The following is a 14,075-nucleotide window of genomic DNA, read 5'->3' on the forward strand; positions in this document are numbered from 1 at the left end:
CCCCATGAAAGACATCACGAACACCGCCCACGGCGACACCATAAATACAACTGTTCAGCGCGAAGCGACCGCTGAGGACGTTATGGCCGTGCTAAAGACTGGCACGCCCGATGACGTAAAAGCTTTCTTTGTTGGTCTGCCAATTGACCAGCAATACAGCTTGAGTGCCTCAACAAGCATCAACGACATTAGCAATATCAGGAGCACCGCCTTGGGCTTGGCGTCTAAAGATCCAGAGGTGTCCAGCGATAATATGCGCGTGCTTCTGGATCTCGGTGCGGAATTGAATCATGAAGTCTCGACATCAGGACTGTACGGCGAATCTGACTTTGATGCATCAACCAGTATTACTGAAGCGGCGTCATCGGCTGAAAAGGCGATGACGCTGGTGAAGGCTGGAGGAGACGCTACAGGAAAGGTTCGCGTCAACATGTGGAGATATGAAGGCGATACAACGGAGTTGGTTGAGCACATGGCTCAGACTGGAGTGAGCTTTTCATCGAAAGACCTTAACCAGACTTCCAACCCGTACACATTGAAAGCGCTCATAGCCCAGGGCGCGGATCCCAATGAAGATAGAAATGGATCGACACCGCTGGCGCATGGTAAAATCGTTTTAAAGAGTTCTCCGGAGTGCCTTGACATCCTGCTGGCGGCTGGGCTCGACACTGCTGTAAAAGATTCCGATGGCCGTACTCTCGCGGACCTTGCAGTTGCAAATTCCAATGTTGACTACTTGAAGTCACTGGTTCGTTTCGGCACCGACATGACAACTGGGGCGCACTTGGCACGGGCCGCCGCGCATATTATTGACGCGGAAGGCGTGTATGAAGAGCGCATCAATATCTTGCTAGATGCTGGGGCTGATCCTAACATTGAGTCCGAGAAAGAATATGGGATGTTCTCACAAAAAAATGCGTTGGCGTTGGTGATAGCGGGGACTTGGAAGCAGGAGATTGCTCGACCAATGGATCCTGCTTCGCAAAATGAGGATGCATCAGTGATCAATGATCGAAAATGTGCGGTTGTTGAGTCCTTGATTAAGAGCGGGGCAGACGTTACGATTCAAGATCATCGTGGAAACACACCTCTGCACTATGCAGTCTCTAGCTCTGCGCCTTTGGTTCAGCTGCTTTTGGACAGTGGTGCGGATCCTTCCGCTGCCAATAATCGTGGTAAAACACCCCTGGAGCGTGCTAGGGAGTATGAAAAAAACGATGTCGTGGCGCTTATGGAACGGTCAACGATAATGAAATCGCTGGGTGAGTCGGGCGAATTGACGACTTCTGTTGAAAGACCCACTCGACAACGCAAGATGTAAACGTCGCAACAATATGGCCAGCGCAAATGCTGGCCTTTTGTTTACTAAGTCTTTCGTAAATACAGACAAAAAAGCCCCGATATCGGGGCTCATTTTTTTCTGGCTTACCACTCTAAGTGTTGGAGGTCGGGATGGGTGGAGGCGTGGCCGAAGATTGAACCTTGGGCTGGCGGCGGCGGCGCGTTGACTCAGGATTGGACCAGGATGCGGCAACCGTATCAACGAGGTCATAGGCTTCGTGTTGGCGCAACGCGTCGCCCTCAATCTGAACTTTCTCTTCAGCGCGCGCGGACACGTAGTCTTGTTGAAATTGCTCCTGTTGCTCAGGCTGCGCCCATTTCAGCTTCAAAGTCTGAATGCTTTGCGAAATGGAAGCGCGGTCCAAGACGATGTCAGCCGCCAAATCACGAAGAACTTCCCGTTTGGACTCGGAGCGACGCAGCTTGCTTTGCAGCTCTTCGATAAGACGCGCTTGCTCCTGGATCTTCCGCACGTTCTCCATCGCGTTGCGGTGTTCAAGTTTGCTCAACCGTTCCTCTTGTTGGTCAAGCTTGATCTTCTTAAGTTCGTTTGCGCCTTCAGCGCGCTGGGTTGCGTCCTTGATTAAATTGGACGTTTCTTGGCCGCTGCTAATGATTGTGCGACCGGTGCTGTCGAGTAAGTTCATGTGCATACCTCCCTGTCACTTTTCACGATTTTTCGATTACTGCTACCCGTGTGCTGTTCTAGGTGTTGGAGATCGGGATGGGTGGGGTGGTAGCCGAAGATAGCGGTTTGGGCTGGCGGCGGCGGCGCACTGACTCAGGATTGGACCAGCTTGCACTTACATTGTCCACCAATTTGTAGGCCTTGTTTTGTCGTTCAACGTCCGAGTTAATTTTATCCTCCTCTTCTTTTTGAACCCTCACAAAGTCGCTGTCAAATTCTTTCTCGCCAGTAGGTCCTGCCACTTGTTTTTTAGGAAATCCAGTGTCCGCATAATGGTTGCGCGGTCCACGACGATATCTGCCGCCAAATCGCGCAGCACGTCCCTCGCGCGTTCTGCGCGGCGCAGCTTGCTTTGCAGCTCTTCAATGAGACGCGCTTGCTCTTGGATCGTCCGCACGTTCTCCATCGCGTTGCGTTGTTCAAGTTTGCTCAACCGTTCCTCTTGTTGGTCAAGCTTGATCTTTTTAAGTTCGTTTGCGCCTCCAGCGCGCTGGGTTGCTTCGTTGATTAAATTGGACGTGTCCTGGCCGCTGCTAATGATTGTACGGCCGGTGCTGTCGAGCAAGTTCATGTGCATACCTCCCTGTCATTTTTCGCGAGCTTACACCAGCTTCGCGCGCCATGTGTGAACTCAAGAAATAACAATTCCTTCGACGCTGTCAAGCTGCTTTCAAATGTGGGCGCTAGCTTGACAGTTGAAGAATATTTGATTAGCTCAATAAATTGTTATTTATCGGGGTGTGCGTATGAAAGGCAAGGTTCAATGTGTTGCTACGAAATCAAAAGAAACCCTTTTGCACTGTCTGGCTCATGACTATGACCCTGCCACTGACCCGCTGCTGGATGGGAGCATGATCGCGGCTGTTTTGGAGGCACTGGACCAATACGCTCCCGACATCTCTTGTCTGCCATTTTGGCGAAGTGATTGCGCGCCATTTGTTGCTGAGCTCAACAATGGTCTGAAGATCACCCCGTACGACGCAGCAGCCGTAGCCCAAACATTTGGTCTCTTTAGTGCAACTATCGCTCAATTGGAAAGCTATGCCGCAATACGCGCCGCTATGCGGTCTAAGCAGGCAATTGGCGCGGAGCTTGATGAAACACACAGCTCGGTTGAGCGTGCAAAGAGCCGTATGTAATACGTCCAGTCAAAGAGCTTGACTCTTGGTTTAATTGAGAGCTAGATCGCTGTCAGGGGTTGACAGTGTTCAAAATACTGTTTTTTTGAAGTCATCTAAAAATGGAGGTAAAGCAATGAAGGTGTTCATTAACGCATTGATTGGGACCGGTTGGATCTGCTTTTATTCGGGAATTCTGGGCTTCCTGGGCGGCGGTTTACTCTGGGGCAGCATGGAGTTGGGCCCGCTGGCCGGGCTGCTCGGCTTTGTGATCTGCGGCGGAATCCCGTTCTTCTTCGGTATGCGCAGCATGATCCGCAGCATCGACAAGTATCAAAAGGAGCAGCGGTGGCGTTCGAGCTACTAGAGGAAGTCTGTCATCAAAAGCATAAGCCCGCATTGCGGGCTTTTTTTGGTCGTACAATTGCAAAATAATTTTGGAGCTTGACAGTTGCGGCCAATTTGTTTAGCTGGGGTAACTAAGCATTTTGGAGTATGTATGGAAATTGATTTATCGTCTGTATGGACAATTGCCGCATTGGCATTTATCGCATTGTGTGTTATCAATCAGATCACGCTGGGTCTCACTTGGCTCGGTGCCCATTCCAACCTGTTCTTTGAGCGAAATATCTTAAGCAAGGTTGATGCGTGTTTTGGTAAAAGAGCGCTGAAAAGCGTGCAGGAGGACTGGCAGCCTGAAGTGGTTGGTGGCCAGCAAGATGATGAGATTCCAGACAACGAGAGTGACTTCAGTCGAGTTTGCAAAGTCATGGACGCTGTAAGCGATTCGGATATTCAGCGCGCTCAGGAACTTATCTTCGCACTTGAGGACCCTGATACTCGCAAGTGGCGGACCTTCAAAGGCGGGAATGATTTGGACCACAATATGACACTTTTACATTACTTCGTCGCCACAGCCAATGAGCCGCTTGCGCGTGCTTTGATTGATGCGGGGGCACAAGTCAATGTGTCTTTGGATGTTTCTTGCGCATACAAAACGGATGTGTTCGCAATCCGGAACGCGACACCGTTGCTCAGTGCGGTATCGCAGCAGAATCTGGCGCTCGTTGAGATGCTGTTGGGTGCTGGCGCGGAAGTGAATGCAGTTGACTTGGAAATGAAAACGCCACTCATGATCGCTGTTGAAATGGATAATAAGGCGCTTGTGGAAGCCCTTATAAAGGGTGGAGCGGATGTAAATTATTCCTTCAATGAAATGTCTGTTTTAGGTGGTGCGCGTTCTCCAATGATGTGCGAGGTACTGCGGAGCTCGGGCGTCGATATTTCTAGAAGTTTGCAAAACGGCGAAACGGTTCTAAACGTGGCAATTCGCAATTTCAATACTCATGTTTTCAACGCTGTTTTCGAATTGAGCGCTTATTATCGCAATGCCAGTCCTTGCCGCAATCCGCTGTTTGCTGCTTACTACGCCAATAATTTATATGCTTTTAACGCCTTGCTTCCTCTGGCTCGTAACCCAGGGCAACTTGTCAATGAAGTTGAATTGACTCTTCTTGAGTGCGCGGTTCGAGATGACGCCATTCCCTACGTCAAGGCGCTTTTGGATGACAAGCGGGTCAAAATCGATCACAACCTATTGTTTCGCGTGTGCTCAAAAGACATGCAGGAGTTGCTTGTCATCCATGGGGCGGATCCCACGGTTAAACGACACGGCAAGACTGCGGATGACTACTTCACTGAGCGTAAGATTGGCGCGTTTCTCTGGGTCGATCTGATCGAGCGTGCGCCGTCAATTCGCCAACGCAATAGTCTGTTGGGAACGCCTGATGCGGATACTGACGGTAACGTTGTTCCCGCACCTCAGCCTCGCCGAATGTGAGGTGAAGTTGTGCGCATTGTCTCCGGATCATTTCAACGAGATGTACTTCAGTACGACACCATGCAAGAGCGTGACACTGAGTTCGCTGACGTTATGGAGATGAAAGTCTTTGAGCGTGAGCTCGAAGTGCACTGGTGTTCACCTCGATTGCGCAATAAAGCAGCCCTCCTTGAGCTTCTCCAAGACCGGTTCATCGTGGAATACTTCAACTTTTGGTTTGATGCCGACAACCCGTCAATGATGACTTGCGAACTTGAAGTGGCGTGCCAGTGGAGGGCTTGGGATTACGCTTATGTTCTTCTTCGTAAGGGAGCCATTGGCTCGCGAGAATGCTGGGAATTGCTGTGCCGCGCAGGTGTAGGATTCACCGATCCGCTGTTCCAGACTGTTCTTAGCACGACGCCAAAGTTGACGCAGCAGGATCTCAACCAGATGCTTCACAGGGCAGCATGGCGAGATGACTTTGCTGGCGTCAGTGCGCTGGTCGCCCTGGGGGCGGATCTAAACAGCCGGCCCATAGCCGACTGCGCGGAAATGCCCTGTCATTCCGAGGAAATGCGTGACCATCTGGACGCCATCGCCTGCATGTTGCAGAAGCGAAAGATACTGACATCCATCAATGCCGGTTGCGGCAGGCCAATGCGTCGCAGAATGTAATTTCGTGCGTTCGTGCTCCGCAACTTCGGCTATGATTGAATCAGCCTATCTCATGGACGAACGAATTGAAGATGACGCCCGAACTTGCTCTTGACCTTGTGCGGCTGCAACCGCTGATGGACAAGGCTAATGATCCTGGGGCTGACGCTCAGACAGTGGCGGCGGCTTTTGCGGCAGGCCAGGTGGTCGTACGAGCCCACAACCAGCAATTTGCCGAGTATTTTGCCGGTCGCTTGAACGGTGTGGCGCTGACCTTCAACCGTGGCGAGTTCAACTATTCGTTCAGGGACGCCGCTGACGCCGCGCAGGCGTTTACCATGTTGTCGATGCAGCAAGGCAATGACTCAAAGTCCGCAGCGATTTCGGGTGCTGTAGTCAACTTGCTTCTCAGAGACATGAAGTACAAATCAAGCTTCGACAGCGATCAGGAATATCTGACGACCATCCTGATGATTGCCCACTCGATGCACGCATTTCGTAGAACGATTTTCAGTCAACTGGTTGCCGAGCAGCAGCTCAAACCCAAGGTCAGCGTTTGGCCATACGTTTTGGCGGGTGCGTGCATCGTCGGCGCAGGCTTTTTTCTTTTGGGTTGATAGGCGCTGGCGTCAGCAACGCGCGTTGTGTTCCAACTGTGTTTTCATGCGTCCATTGCCTCCACCACTGGGCTGGTGATGTCCACGACGCCGGGTTCGTCCAACACGGAACGCCGAAAAAGCAGCGTGTGCGAGTTGGTGTGAGCCGTGAAGCGTCCCAACTGCTTGACCACGTCTAAGGGGATAAGTGCGGCGTACTGCACGACGAGGTTGCTGTCGTAGACCACAGCCGCCAGTTGGTCAAAAGGGTCGCCGCCAAGGTTTCGGATCGCACTCAACTGGGTGCTCTTGTTGGCGGCTGTCAATCTGCGCGCCTTGACTTGGTAGCGGGTCCCGTCCTGGCCCACTGCGTCGTAACCCGCCTGTGAGCCGACGGACAATGCAGCGTTGAGTGCACGGGCAACCAACATCTCTGTGTAGTCCGCCACAGGGTTGTTGGATGAGCGCACCACGCCCCTTTGGCGCAGTGCTTCCATCACTGAGCAGTGGAGTTCTAGAAGCTGCCTGTCGGTGAGTTCGTCTGTGTTGATAGGCACGCACGCATTCCTAAGCAATGGTCCTTCGAGGGCGCTAACCCGCAAAGCCTCAGGCTCCGCGCCTCTATGTTAGTTGTTTCGATACGACTCAGTGTAAGCGTGCTCAAAGTGATGAGCGCAGGCTTGGCATTTATATTTTGCGCGCCAGTATTCCGTTGTTGTGGTCAGCCGGTCGCCCGTTGAGGTTGAGCGTGACTTACGCCTTCTGTTCACGATACGCGAGCCGAGTTTTTCCAGCGCGCCCGCTTCCTTGCACTTTGGGCACTGCTTTTTGATGTCTCGGCGATAGAAGCCAACCGCGCGAAAGCCGACGCCCAGGACAAGGATCGCGCCGATTGCGTAGGTGCTCCAGTGCGTGCTTTTATTTTGGGGTTGCCTGTTCTGTTCCATCGTCGTCGCAGTACTTTCATCCGCTGCAACGGGATCTGATATCAGGTCGTTTTCACTGATGCCTTCGCCTGACGTGTTCAGATCATCTGATGTCTCAGCAACATGCCGATGCTCTGGTTCTGGTTCTGCCACTGGTTCCACTGGCTCAGCGGCAATCTGGATTGCGCCTGGAAGCGACGCGGCGATCTGCGCTTCGTCCTCGTAGCCGCCCACAAGACGCAGCTCGATGACTCGTGCCCGATACACGGCCTCAAGACAAGCTTCTGAGTCACAACTGTTCCGGCGGCTGGCGATCCATTGGCGTTGTTCTGCTCTGAGCAGTGATCCATCGTCCATGACGCGTCCGCGTGCCATTGCGTACGCATCGGCCAATGCTGAATCGAGTTGCGAAAGGAGCTCGCTGCCGCACACCATTTTTTCGACAGGCGTCGATGCTTTCGCGCAATCAAAACTTGCCGCGTGGGCAGTTGTGCCCAACGCCACCATTGCAAAGACTGCAGTGATGTATGGGGTTATTTTGCGCATGAAGCGCAACACGGGGGTCGATTCCATCCTGGATCACCTGATTGGGCCAGTCACGCTGGCAATGAGTTCAGGGCAGCGCGATGCTTCCCTTTAGCGGAAACACTATCGGCCGCATGGTCTTGAACTTGAGGATCCGCGCGTGAGTGCTTCTGCTCCTGCGCGGGTATGGGGCCGCGTTGCAGTCGCTTGAGAGCTCGCAACCCTGCTCTTTGATTGGGTGTCTGCCGACCCCTTTGCGGGGTGCGGCTTCATGTCAAATCATGGGTGTGGACTTACACCTTGCCTGCGCTAGACTCAGCAAAACGGAGGGGGGGCGCAATGACGGAGTTCGTCGGCGTAGTGATTCTTGTGCTTGTTGTACTTGTGCTGTTCCAGGTGGTTGCAGCTCGCGACCGCATTATTTTGGAACTTCGGGAGCGAGCCAGTCAGCAGGGTAGGGACATCGCAGCTTTGCGTGAGCTCACCGATGCAATTGCAGACCGTGTTCTTCTGACCCGCGACCAACGACGGGTGAAGTGGTTTGATGAACTTCCTCCAATCGCGTTGGACGACCTGAAGACCCTTTCTTCGGGCTCCGAGCGTGAATTGATTGTGGCGCTCGGTGGCAGTGACGATGCCGAGGTCGTCGGGCTGCACTACCGCCACGACCGCCTGGAGTTCCGCTCGGACGGCGAAAAAGATGCGGTTGCTCACGGCTTCGCGCGTCAATGGGCAACTATTGAGAACGACAGGCCCGTCAAAATATATGTGAACCAGTACGCGCTCACATCCAAGATTGTGGGCTTGAATCAAGATGGTTTTGTGAAGTTTGCGCCTCACAACGCGCGCCTGCCGGAGTAAGTGAATGTGTAAGTTGGCCTCATGGTGCGCTCTGGAGGTGTCTGAGCAGGCGGCTCTGGTTCAAGCAGTAGGTTCTGTTGGAGCCATCCTGATCGCCGTATTTGTACCACTGTTCATCGAATGGTTGAAATCCCGTAAAGCTAAAGCTGAGCAGCGAGAGCGCATGCTCAACGGGGCCCTCAGGCTTACTGGTCCGCTATCTGCGCTACATACTTCGATGGATTGGCACGTGCTGACCAGTTCCCCTGACTACGACTATGACGATCCCGTGATCAACATCGATCCGTCCGATGGGAATTTCCAGCCGCTGATTTCCTCAGTGCTGTCCAATATCTCATTGGTGCTGAGTGACTTAGGGCCGCTCGCGCCGGATGTACGCGAACTGGCGTTTGAGTTGATGGATCTAGATCGATTTCTTAACTCAATACCGGCCATTGAGCGCAGTGGGTCGCCTGCGTTCTATCGAACAAATCTCCCAGACATATTGGACCGCATTAGCAACGTAAGCGTACGTGCAAGTCATGTACTGACCATCTTGGACTTGACGAGCAAGAAATCGAGTGGACCGTAATCGATTATGAGGTGTCGCGGCTGGCCAGCGAAACGCGGAGGCCCTTTGCAGCTGGATTGGGCATGCAACGTGCGTGCGCCATAAGGTTCCTGACACCAGATGCAGTAATCGCCGCGATGTGAAACCGCTGGTCTTGGGGCTATGATGCGGCCATCGAATAAGGACGTTGTGAACATGCCATCTTCAGCACTGAAACGATCTCGGCACCTTGTCTCTCTCCGTACCGTCTTGATGTCCTCCCTGCTGGCGTTGTCCGTGCCATGCTTCGCGGATGGGCCTTTGGGGATTGGCCCTTTGAAGTTGGGCATGAGCAAAGAAGAGGTTGAGGTGCTTCCGGAGGGTGGCGTGCGCATCGCCGCCCCGCTGACAACCTACCGGCCTCCCGGCAACGCGCCTGCGATCATCAAGATGGGCGAGGAGAAATTTGACACTCTGCTTCATACGCCCTGGAGCGGTACGCCACTCAAGGCGGTGCTGACCTTCCGTCTGGGGAAGCTGCAGGGCGTGTACGTCAGTTGGCATGACGACGGTCCAGCGCTTGAGCCCATTGCCAATCAAGTGGCTGAGAAGTACGGCCCTGCGAAGATTGCGGATCGAACGACCACCGAACGCTGCCCGTCGGCTGGGGGTGGAGTTGTTGAGGTGAAGAACGGGACCTACGAATACTCATGGAGCCAGGACGTGGACAACCGTGAAGTTCGGACGAATATTTCAAGTTACGTGATTGACGGTTGCCTGGGACGCCGCTACAGCCAACGCCGGACGACCTTGAATGGTCTCAGCATCAACTACGTGCAGAAGACATCCAACCCGTTCTAAAATAATTGAAGCGTTCTCTCTAATCAAATCAATCGGGAGTGCAGGACATGGGCGAGTGGTCTGACTATTTTGAGGATTTCCCCGAGGAAAATCCGGCGAACTTTGTTGATGGCCGGTTTGATCCCAAGGGTGCGGCGGAAATGCACGCGCGTCAGATGAGGCTTACGGAACAACAGGCGGCTCTGGACAGCACCGTGGCGCGGATGATTCAAGAAGGAAAAGATCGCCAGCGGGCCAAGTCCGGGAAGTCGTAACGACACCAGCACCATTGCAACACGGTGGCAATCGGGAAGTTCTCGCCGAACTCCGATGGTTTCGGTGCCTTAATTTATTTTATCAGCGAGGCCGTGCCAGCACGTGTTGGTGCGCCCGCTACTTCAGGAGTCATCAGTGTTCAAACGTTTGCTGCTGTTGTGCATCGGCATGGCTGTAATTCCGGCTGCCGCTGGTGCGCCAAAGTCCAGTAGTCAGGAGCCAGCCGGAGGCTACATGCCTTTGACGCAAGGCTGCGTATTGGAAGAGGGGCTGAGTCTCGGTCCCAAGTTCAAAGGGCATTCGGTCGTGGCCGTGGTTGCAGCGATAGGGAACATATCGCCTAAAGATCAGTACGAAACCCACGATGAATTCAAGATGCGTACGGCGAACGTGCTGAGCAGCAAGCCATCTGCTCTGCGAGACGGTGCGTTATGTGTGATCGGCGCAGGCGCACGTTTAGCTGATGACTTCAATGCGGATGCTCAAGTTCTGCGGGTGCGCGCACTTAGTACCTACAGTGGGCGTTGGTTCGATGGTGAGAAACACCACGAAATTGCAAAGGTCTATGGGGGCGAGCGAAACGTTCGCAAAAGCGTCTATGACGCAAGCAATGCTTATGGGGTGTCCTTGACGGTCACAAAAACTAAGCGCGACGCGTACTACGTTGCTTTCGATAAGAAAGCAGTGGTAGAAGCTGGGGGGCTGCCAGGGCTTTCGTATGAAACGCTTTCGCTGAGTGCGGATGTTGAAATGAGTGGTGCCGATGCGCGTGCCCAGAAGGACGATATTGATGTGGTTTACCTGTACGGTGCCGTGAGTCCGTATGTGGGGAGGCACACTGACTACGAGTTCCCGAAAATTGATTGGCCCTTCGAGTCGGAAGAAAAACAAACTCTAGTAACGGCATCTCTTAAAAAGCTGGCTGTCATCAATGTTCGCTCTGGCCTGATTTTGAAAGTCTTCGATTTGACTGGGCAGGAGCCGTCGGCGTCCACCAGTTCCCACACGAATAATGAAGACCTCAAGAACATTGGACCGTCTTTAATCAAGAAGCCATTTGTGGTCAAATGACACGCATACAGATTGTATTATCGTAACCTTGACAGAGCTGATGCCTATGTTTAAGTGGTTGTACACATTTTAAATATGGGGTTTTATGTGCGATGAACAGCATGCATTGAAATCGGTGGCGGAATGCACTGATGCAATTTGGGATAGAGTGTTTTCCTTTGATCCAATGTATTTCTATGAAGTAGGGCGATACCTGCAAGATAGTGCCAACGGAGACGTCGGTGTAGCTCCCGATGACAATGCCAAGACGCTCGATGACCTTTCCAATGCAATAGCACGGTCCTGCTATCTACTCGCTGGCATGGGTGACTGCGAACGACCGTTGGACACCTACGTTTTGCCCGTACGCGTGCTGCTGCCGTACCTGAAAGCCTTGGCCAGCACCACACCTGAGCAGCGTCAGCGGATCCTGCTTGAACGGGCGTTGCGAGGTTCTGGCGGCCATCAGGGTAGGTCGCGCAAGATGTAAGCCCATTCTCGCCTTCGGCCCCGACGCTGGTTCTTCACAACAAATAAACCATAGGCAACGGTGAGCAACCTGCCTCCAAATGTGCCGCCTGCCGACAACAGGGGCACTAGACGCCTGGGGAAGTAAATCTAGCCTGCCATTCACGACGTGAGGGATGTAGCATGGCGATAACCACGCAGAGTCGGAATTTTGAAATGAGCAATCCTCGCGATGTAGCGGAAGACATTGAAGCTTCAGAAGAGTCGCCCGAGGCCGCGGCCTCGGACTATCCCGTGGCGAGCGACGAAGACGTAGATAACCAGCTCGGAAGCCAGCCGTTCCGAGTCGTCTACCAAACTAATAATTTCCTCCTCCCGCAAATCCGAGATCTGATTGTGGACGGTGACGACGTTAACCTACGGCCGGAGTACCAGCGACGGTTGAGGTGGTCGACCACTCAGAAATCCCTACTGATAGAGTCCCTGCTACTTAACGTGCCGGTGCCCCCAGTATTCTTTTACGAGAATGATCTGGCGCGTTATGAGGTGATGGATGGACAGCAACGATTGAATGCAATCAAGGAATTCCTGAGTAATGGACTCGTCCTTCGCGGATTGCAGATAATTCCGGCCCTCAACGGTCGTTCCTATGCTCAACTTCCGCCGAAGGTCAAGCGAGGCCTGGATCGATCGTCTATTTCCGCAATCGTCTTACTACAAGAGTCAAAGAGCCGAATTCAGAAGTCAGGATCAGCTAGGTTCTACGAGCTGAGAAGATTTGTATTTGAGCGGCTTAACACTGGAGGAAAGCGCCTAAGTGCGCAAGAGATTCGTAATGCTATTTATGCGGGGCATTTCAATTCACTTATCGTGGAACTGTCTCGCGACCCTACCTTCACGCGCATTTGGGATATCCCTCCTTATACAAAGTCCGACCCCAGCGAATACTATGAGGAGCCGGAGCGTCAGAAGAACACTCTTTACAAGACGATGGGTGATTGCCAACTAGTCCTCCGATTCTTTGCATTAAACGAGGACTCTCACATTCAAGGCTCGATGAAGGCCATTCTTGACCGTTGTATGGAGAGAAATGCGGATTGCACACCCGCGATGAAGGAGGCGATGAGGACGCAATTCCTTTCACGGCTGAAGTTGGCTGATGAGCTTTTCGACGGGCAACCATTCTCAATGTCGGCTCCAGGTGCGTCGCACGCGTACCGCCCGGTCGCTGGAATCTACGATGGCGTGATGGTCGCTATTGACGAGTTGTGGGAAATGCGTGAGACGCTGCTAACACGAAAAAACGATATTCAAGTTGCGTACAGCAGTTTGGTCACGGCCCGTCGGGAAGGTGGCGAGCTGACTGGCGCGGCTAACACTTCGGCGGACATTCGAAAGCGGATTGCCATCTTCCGCGAACTGTTTGCACGGTTCATCTGATGCCAGCAGCTGATCTCGAGTTTGCTTTGGCGGATTTTAAAGAGCGCACTAAGCAGATACGCCAGATCATGGCGGTCGTAGAGTCCGCAGGCCGATCCCCTGCGGCTTTAACTACCCCACGAGCTGGTATTGATCTCAACAAGATTGCCGCAAGCACGAGCAACACAGCGAATTCAATGGCCTTGATATTTTTAGCCTCTGCTTTCGAGGAATTCGTCCGTGAGGAAGCGATCCAGTGCGGCAACCAACTTATGGAAAATTATTCAACCATGCCTGCCAAGAGCAGGAACGCAATTAGAGACTCATACTGGTCCGTCTCTCGGGATAGATTTAAATTCACAAGATCGATTTTGGTGGGCGACGCTCCGGAGCCGCTCTTGCTCGCCAAGGTAAAAGTAACCCTTGGAGCAATGCAGGGCTTCGTTGTTGATGATGATGCTGGCAAGCTGGATAGCCAGACTTTCGGGCATCATTCAAATAACTTTAGGCCCGGAACGGTTAGGGAAATCTTCGGGCGATTTGCGATCAAGGACCTGACTGGGCAGCTCGCCGAATATGGGAAGCTCAAGGGTTATTTTGGAGTTAGCACTAAAGCCGAGTGCTCGAGCAAGCTGATTGCAAAGTGGGATGAGTTCTACGACCGCCGCAATGAGACTGTGCATTCATTGAGCGGGGCGACTGGCTTTGCAGTCGACGCCGTAATCTCCTACATCGAGTTGCTCGAACTCACTGCAGAAGCTCTGAAGAGTGTCTTGACTAAGGCACTAGGTTCGTGGTCATGATCGCGGAAACTAATTGTAACGAGCGATAGCCGTTGCCGTGGCTACGCTCTTACGAACTGGTGCAGAGCTGCAGGCCGGAGGCGTATGGCTGTTTTTCCATGCAAACCGTTTTAAGGTCGTTCCTCATTACCACCCATCCCACATTATGCGGCTGCCGTC

Annotated in this window: 17 protein-coding genes; 13 read left to right on the plus strand and 4 right to left on the minus strand. The window is 52.9% G+C overall.

From position 1 onward, the window contains the following. Positions 1-1,321, plus strand: a 1,321-nt coding sequence (locus ACW6W5_RS09720; RefSeq protein ID WP_458233641.1) for an ankyrin repeat domain-containing protein, incomplete at its 5' end; no start/stop codon positions are given. Between the two features lie 112 nt (positions 1,322-1,433). On the opposite strand, the gene ACW6W5_RS09725 is transcribed toward ACW6W5_RS09720, so the two are convergent. Continuing rightward, entirely contained in the window at positions 1,434-1,988 is a 555-nt protein-coding gene (locus ACW6W5_RS09725) for a hypothetical protein (protein WP_152153940.1), read from the minus strand. Positions 1,989-2,225: 237 nt separating this feature from the next. Beyond that, positions 2,226-2,600: a hypothetical protein gene (locus ACW6W5_RS09730; RefSeq protein ID WP_152153942.1), complete on the minus strand. Its 375-nt coding sequence runs from the start codon at positions 2,598-2,600 to the stop codon at positions 2,226-2,228. 175 nt (positions 2,601-2,775) lie between these two features. Between ACW6W5_RS09730 and ACW6W5_RS09735 the strand changes: the two genes are divergently transcribed. The 5 genes from ACW6W5_RS09735 to ACW6W5_RS09755 all read left to right on the plus strand — a co-directional run bounded on the left by ACW6W5_RS09735 (position 2,776) and on the right by ACW6W5_RS09755 (position 6,240). Beyond that, positions 2,776-3,168 (plus strand): hypothetical protein, encoded by a 393-nt coding sequence (locus tag ACW6W5_RS09735; protein ID WP_152153944.1) that lies wholly within the window; start codon positions 2,776-2,778, stop codon positions 3,166-3,168. A 115-nt stretch (positions 3,169-3,283) separates the two neighbouring features. Then, on the plus strand, positions 3,284-3,514 hold the full coding sequence (locus ACW6W5_RS09740) for a hypothetical protein (protein ID WP_152153946.1): 231 nt from the start codon (positions 3,284-3,286) through the stop codon (positions 3,512-3,514). A 132-nt stretch (positions 3,515-3,646) separates the two neighbouring features. After that, a complete protein-coding gene (locus ACW6W5_RS09745; protein ID WP_152153948.1) occupies positions 3,647-4,987 on the plus strand; it encodes an ankyrin repeat domain-containing protein in 1,341 nt (446 codons plus the stop codon). A 9-nt stretch (positions 4,988-4,996) separates the two neighbouring features. After that, positions 4,997-5,644, plus strand: coding sequence for a hypothetical protein (locus ACW6W5_RS09750; RefSeq protein WP_152153950.1), 648 nt, complete (start codon positions 4,997-4,999; stop codon positions 5,642-5,644). 71 nt (positions 5,645-5,715) lie between these two features. After that, on the plus strand, positions 5,716-6,240 hold the full coding sequence (locus ACW6W5_RS09755) for a hypothetical protein (RefSeq protein WP_152153951.1): 525 nt from the start codon (positions 5,716-5,718) through the stop codon (positions 6,238-6,240). A gap of 44 nt (positions 6,241-6,284) precedes the next feature. Here ACW6W5_RS09755 and ACW6W5_RS09760 read toward each other — a convergent pair whose 3' ends face one another. Next, positions 6,285-6,776, minus strand: coding sequence for a hypothetical protein (locus ACW6W5_RS09760; RefSeq protein WP_152153953.1), 492 nt, complete (start codon positions 6,774-6,776; stop codon positions 6,285-6,287). Between the two features lie 69 nt (positions 6,777-6,845). Further along, positions 6,846-7,718 (minus strand): lysozyme inhibitor LprI family protein, encoded by an 873-nt coding sequence (locus ACW6W5_RS09765; protein ID WP_152153955.1) that lies wholly within the window; start codon positions 7,716-7,718, stop codon positions 6,846-6,848. Positions 7,719-8,009: 291 nt separating this feature from the next. Between ACW6W5_RS09765 and ACW6W5_RS09770 the strand changes: the two genes are divergently transcribed. From ACW6W5_RS09770 to ACW6W5_RS09800, 7 genes are all read left to right on the plus strand, one after another. Beyond that, positions 8,010-8,531 carry a hypothetical protein gene (locus ACW6W5_RS09770; protein WP_152153957.1) on the plus strand — a complete coding sequence of 174 codons (522 nt, stop codon included), beginning with the start codon at positions 8,010-8,012 and terminating at the stop codon, positions 8,529-8,531. A gap of 4 nt (positions 8,532-8,535) precedes the next feature. Continuing rightward, positions 8,536-9,102 carry a hypothetical protein gene (locus ACW6W5_RS09775; RefSeq protein WP_152153959.1) on the plus strand — a complete coding sequence of 189 codons (567 nt, stop codon included), beginning with the start codon at positions 8,536-8,538 and terminating at the stop codon, positions 9,100-9,102. A gap of 306 nt (positions 9,103-9,408) precedes the next feature. Next, complete coding sequence (locus ACW6W5_RS09780; RefSeq protein WP_152153961.1) at positions 9,409-9,921, plus strand: hypothetical protein; 513 nt, start codon at positions 9,409-9,411, stop codon at positions 9,919-9,921. A 47-nt stretch (positions 9,922-9,968) separates the two neighbouring features. Further along, positions 9,969-10,175: a hypothetical protein gene (locus tag ACW6W5_RS09785; RefSeq protein WP_152153963.1), complete on the plus strand. Its 207-nt coding sequence runs from the start codon at positions 9,969-9,971 to the stop codon at positions 10,173-10,175. Between the two features lie 136 nt (positions 10,176-10,311). Beyond that, on the plus strand, positions 10,312-11,247 hold the full coding sequence (locus ACW6W5_RS09790) for a hypothetical protein (protein WP_152153965.1): 936 nt from the start codon (positions 10,312-10,314) through the stop codon (positions 11,245-11,247). Between the two features lie 663 nt (positions 11,248-11,910). Next, the gene (locus ACW6W5_RS09795; RefSeq protein WP_193222855.1) at positions 11,911-13,134 is read left to right on the plus strand and encodes a DUF262 domain-containing protein; all 1,224 of its coding nucleotides are present in this window, start codon (positions 11,911-11,913) and stop codon (positions 13,132-13,134) included. Then, positions 13,134-13,916: a hypothetical protein gene (locus ACW6W5_RS09800; RefSeq protein ID WP_152153969.1), complete on the plus strand. Its 783-nt coding sequence runs from the start codon at positions 13,134-13,136 to the stop codon at positions 13,914-13,916. Before ACW6W5_RS09795 ends, ACW6W5_RS09800 begins: the two co-directional genes overlap by 1 nt. Positions 13,917-14,075: the final 159 nt, after the last annotated feature.

The organism is Stenotrophomonas sp. IS26, from assembly GCF_054188265.1.

Bases quoted from the DNA above. Each gene is read 5' to 3' on its own strand.
- ACW6W5_RS09725 (WP_152153940.1), bottom strand. From the start codon at position 1,988: ATGAACTTACTCGACAGCACCGGTCGCACAATCATTAGCAGCGGCCAA.
- ACW6W5_RS09730 (WP_152153942.1), bottom strand. From the start codon at position 2,600: ATGAACTTGCTCGACAGCACCGGCCGTACAATCATTAGCAGCGGCCAG.
- ACW6W5_RS09735 (WP_152153944.1), top strand. From the start codon at position 2,776: ATGAAAGGCAAGGTTCAATGTGTTGCTACGAAATCAAAAGAAACCCTT.
- ACW6W5_RS09740 (WP_152153946.1), top strand. From the start codon at position 3,284: ATGAAGGTGTTCATTAACGCATTGATTGGGACCGGTTGGATCTGCTTT.
- ACW6W5_RS09745 (WP_152153948.1), top strand. From the start codon at position 3,647: ATGGAAATTGATTTATCGTCTGTATGGACAATTGCCGCATTGGCATTT.
- ACW6W5_RS09755 (WP_152153951.1), top strand. From the start codon at position 5,716: ATGACGCCCGAACTTGCTCTTGACCTTGTGCGGCTGCAACCGCTGATG.
- ACW6W5_RS09765 (WP_152153955.1), bottom strand. From the start codon at position 7,718: ATGGAATCGACCCCCGTGTTGCGCTTCATGCGCAAAATAACCCCATAC.
- ACW6W5_RS09770 (WP_152153957.1), top strand. From the start codon at position 8,010: ATGACGGAGTTCGTCGGCGTAGTGATTCTTGTGCTTGTTGTACTTGTG.
- ACW6W5_RS09775 (WP_152153959.1), top strand. From the start codon at position 8,536: ATGTGTAAGTTGGCCTCATGGTGCGCTCTGGAGGTGTCTGAGCAGGCG.
- ACW6W5_RS09780 (WP_152153961.1), top strand. From the start codon at position 9,409: ATGAGCAAAGAAGAGGTTGAGGTGCTTCCGGAGGGTGGCGTGCGCATC.
- ACW6W5_RS09785 (WP_152153963.1), top strand. From the start codon at position 9,969: ATGGGCGAGTGGTCTGACTATTTTGAGGATTTCCCCGAGGAAAATCCG.
- ACW6W5_RS09795 (WP_193222855.1), top strand. From the start codon at position 11,911: ATGAGCAATCCTCGCGATGTAGCGGAAGACATTGAAGCTTCAGAAGAG.
- ACW6W5_RS09800 (WP_152153969.1), top strand. From the start codon at position 13,134: ATGCCAGCAGCTGATCTCGAGTTTGCTTTGGCGGATTTTAAAGAGCGC.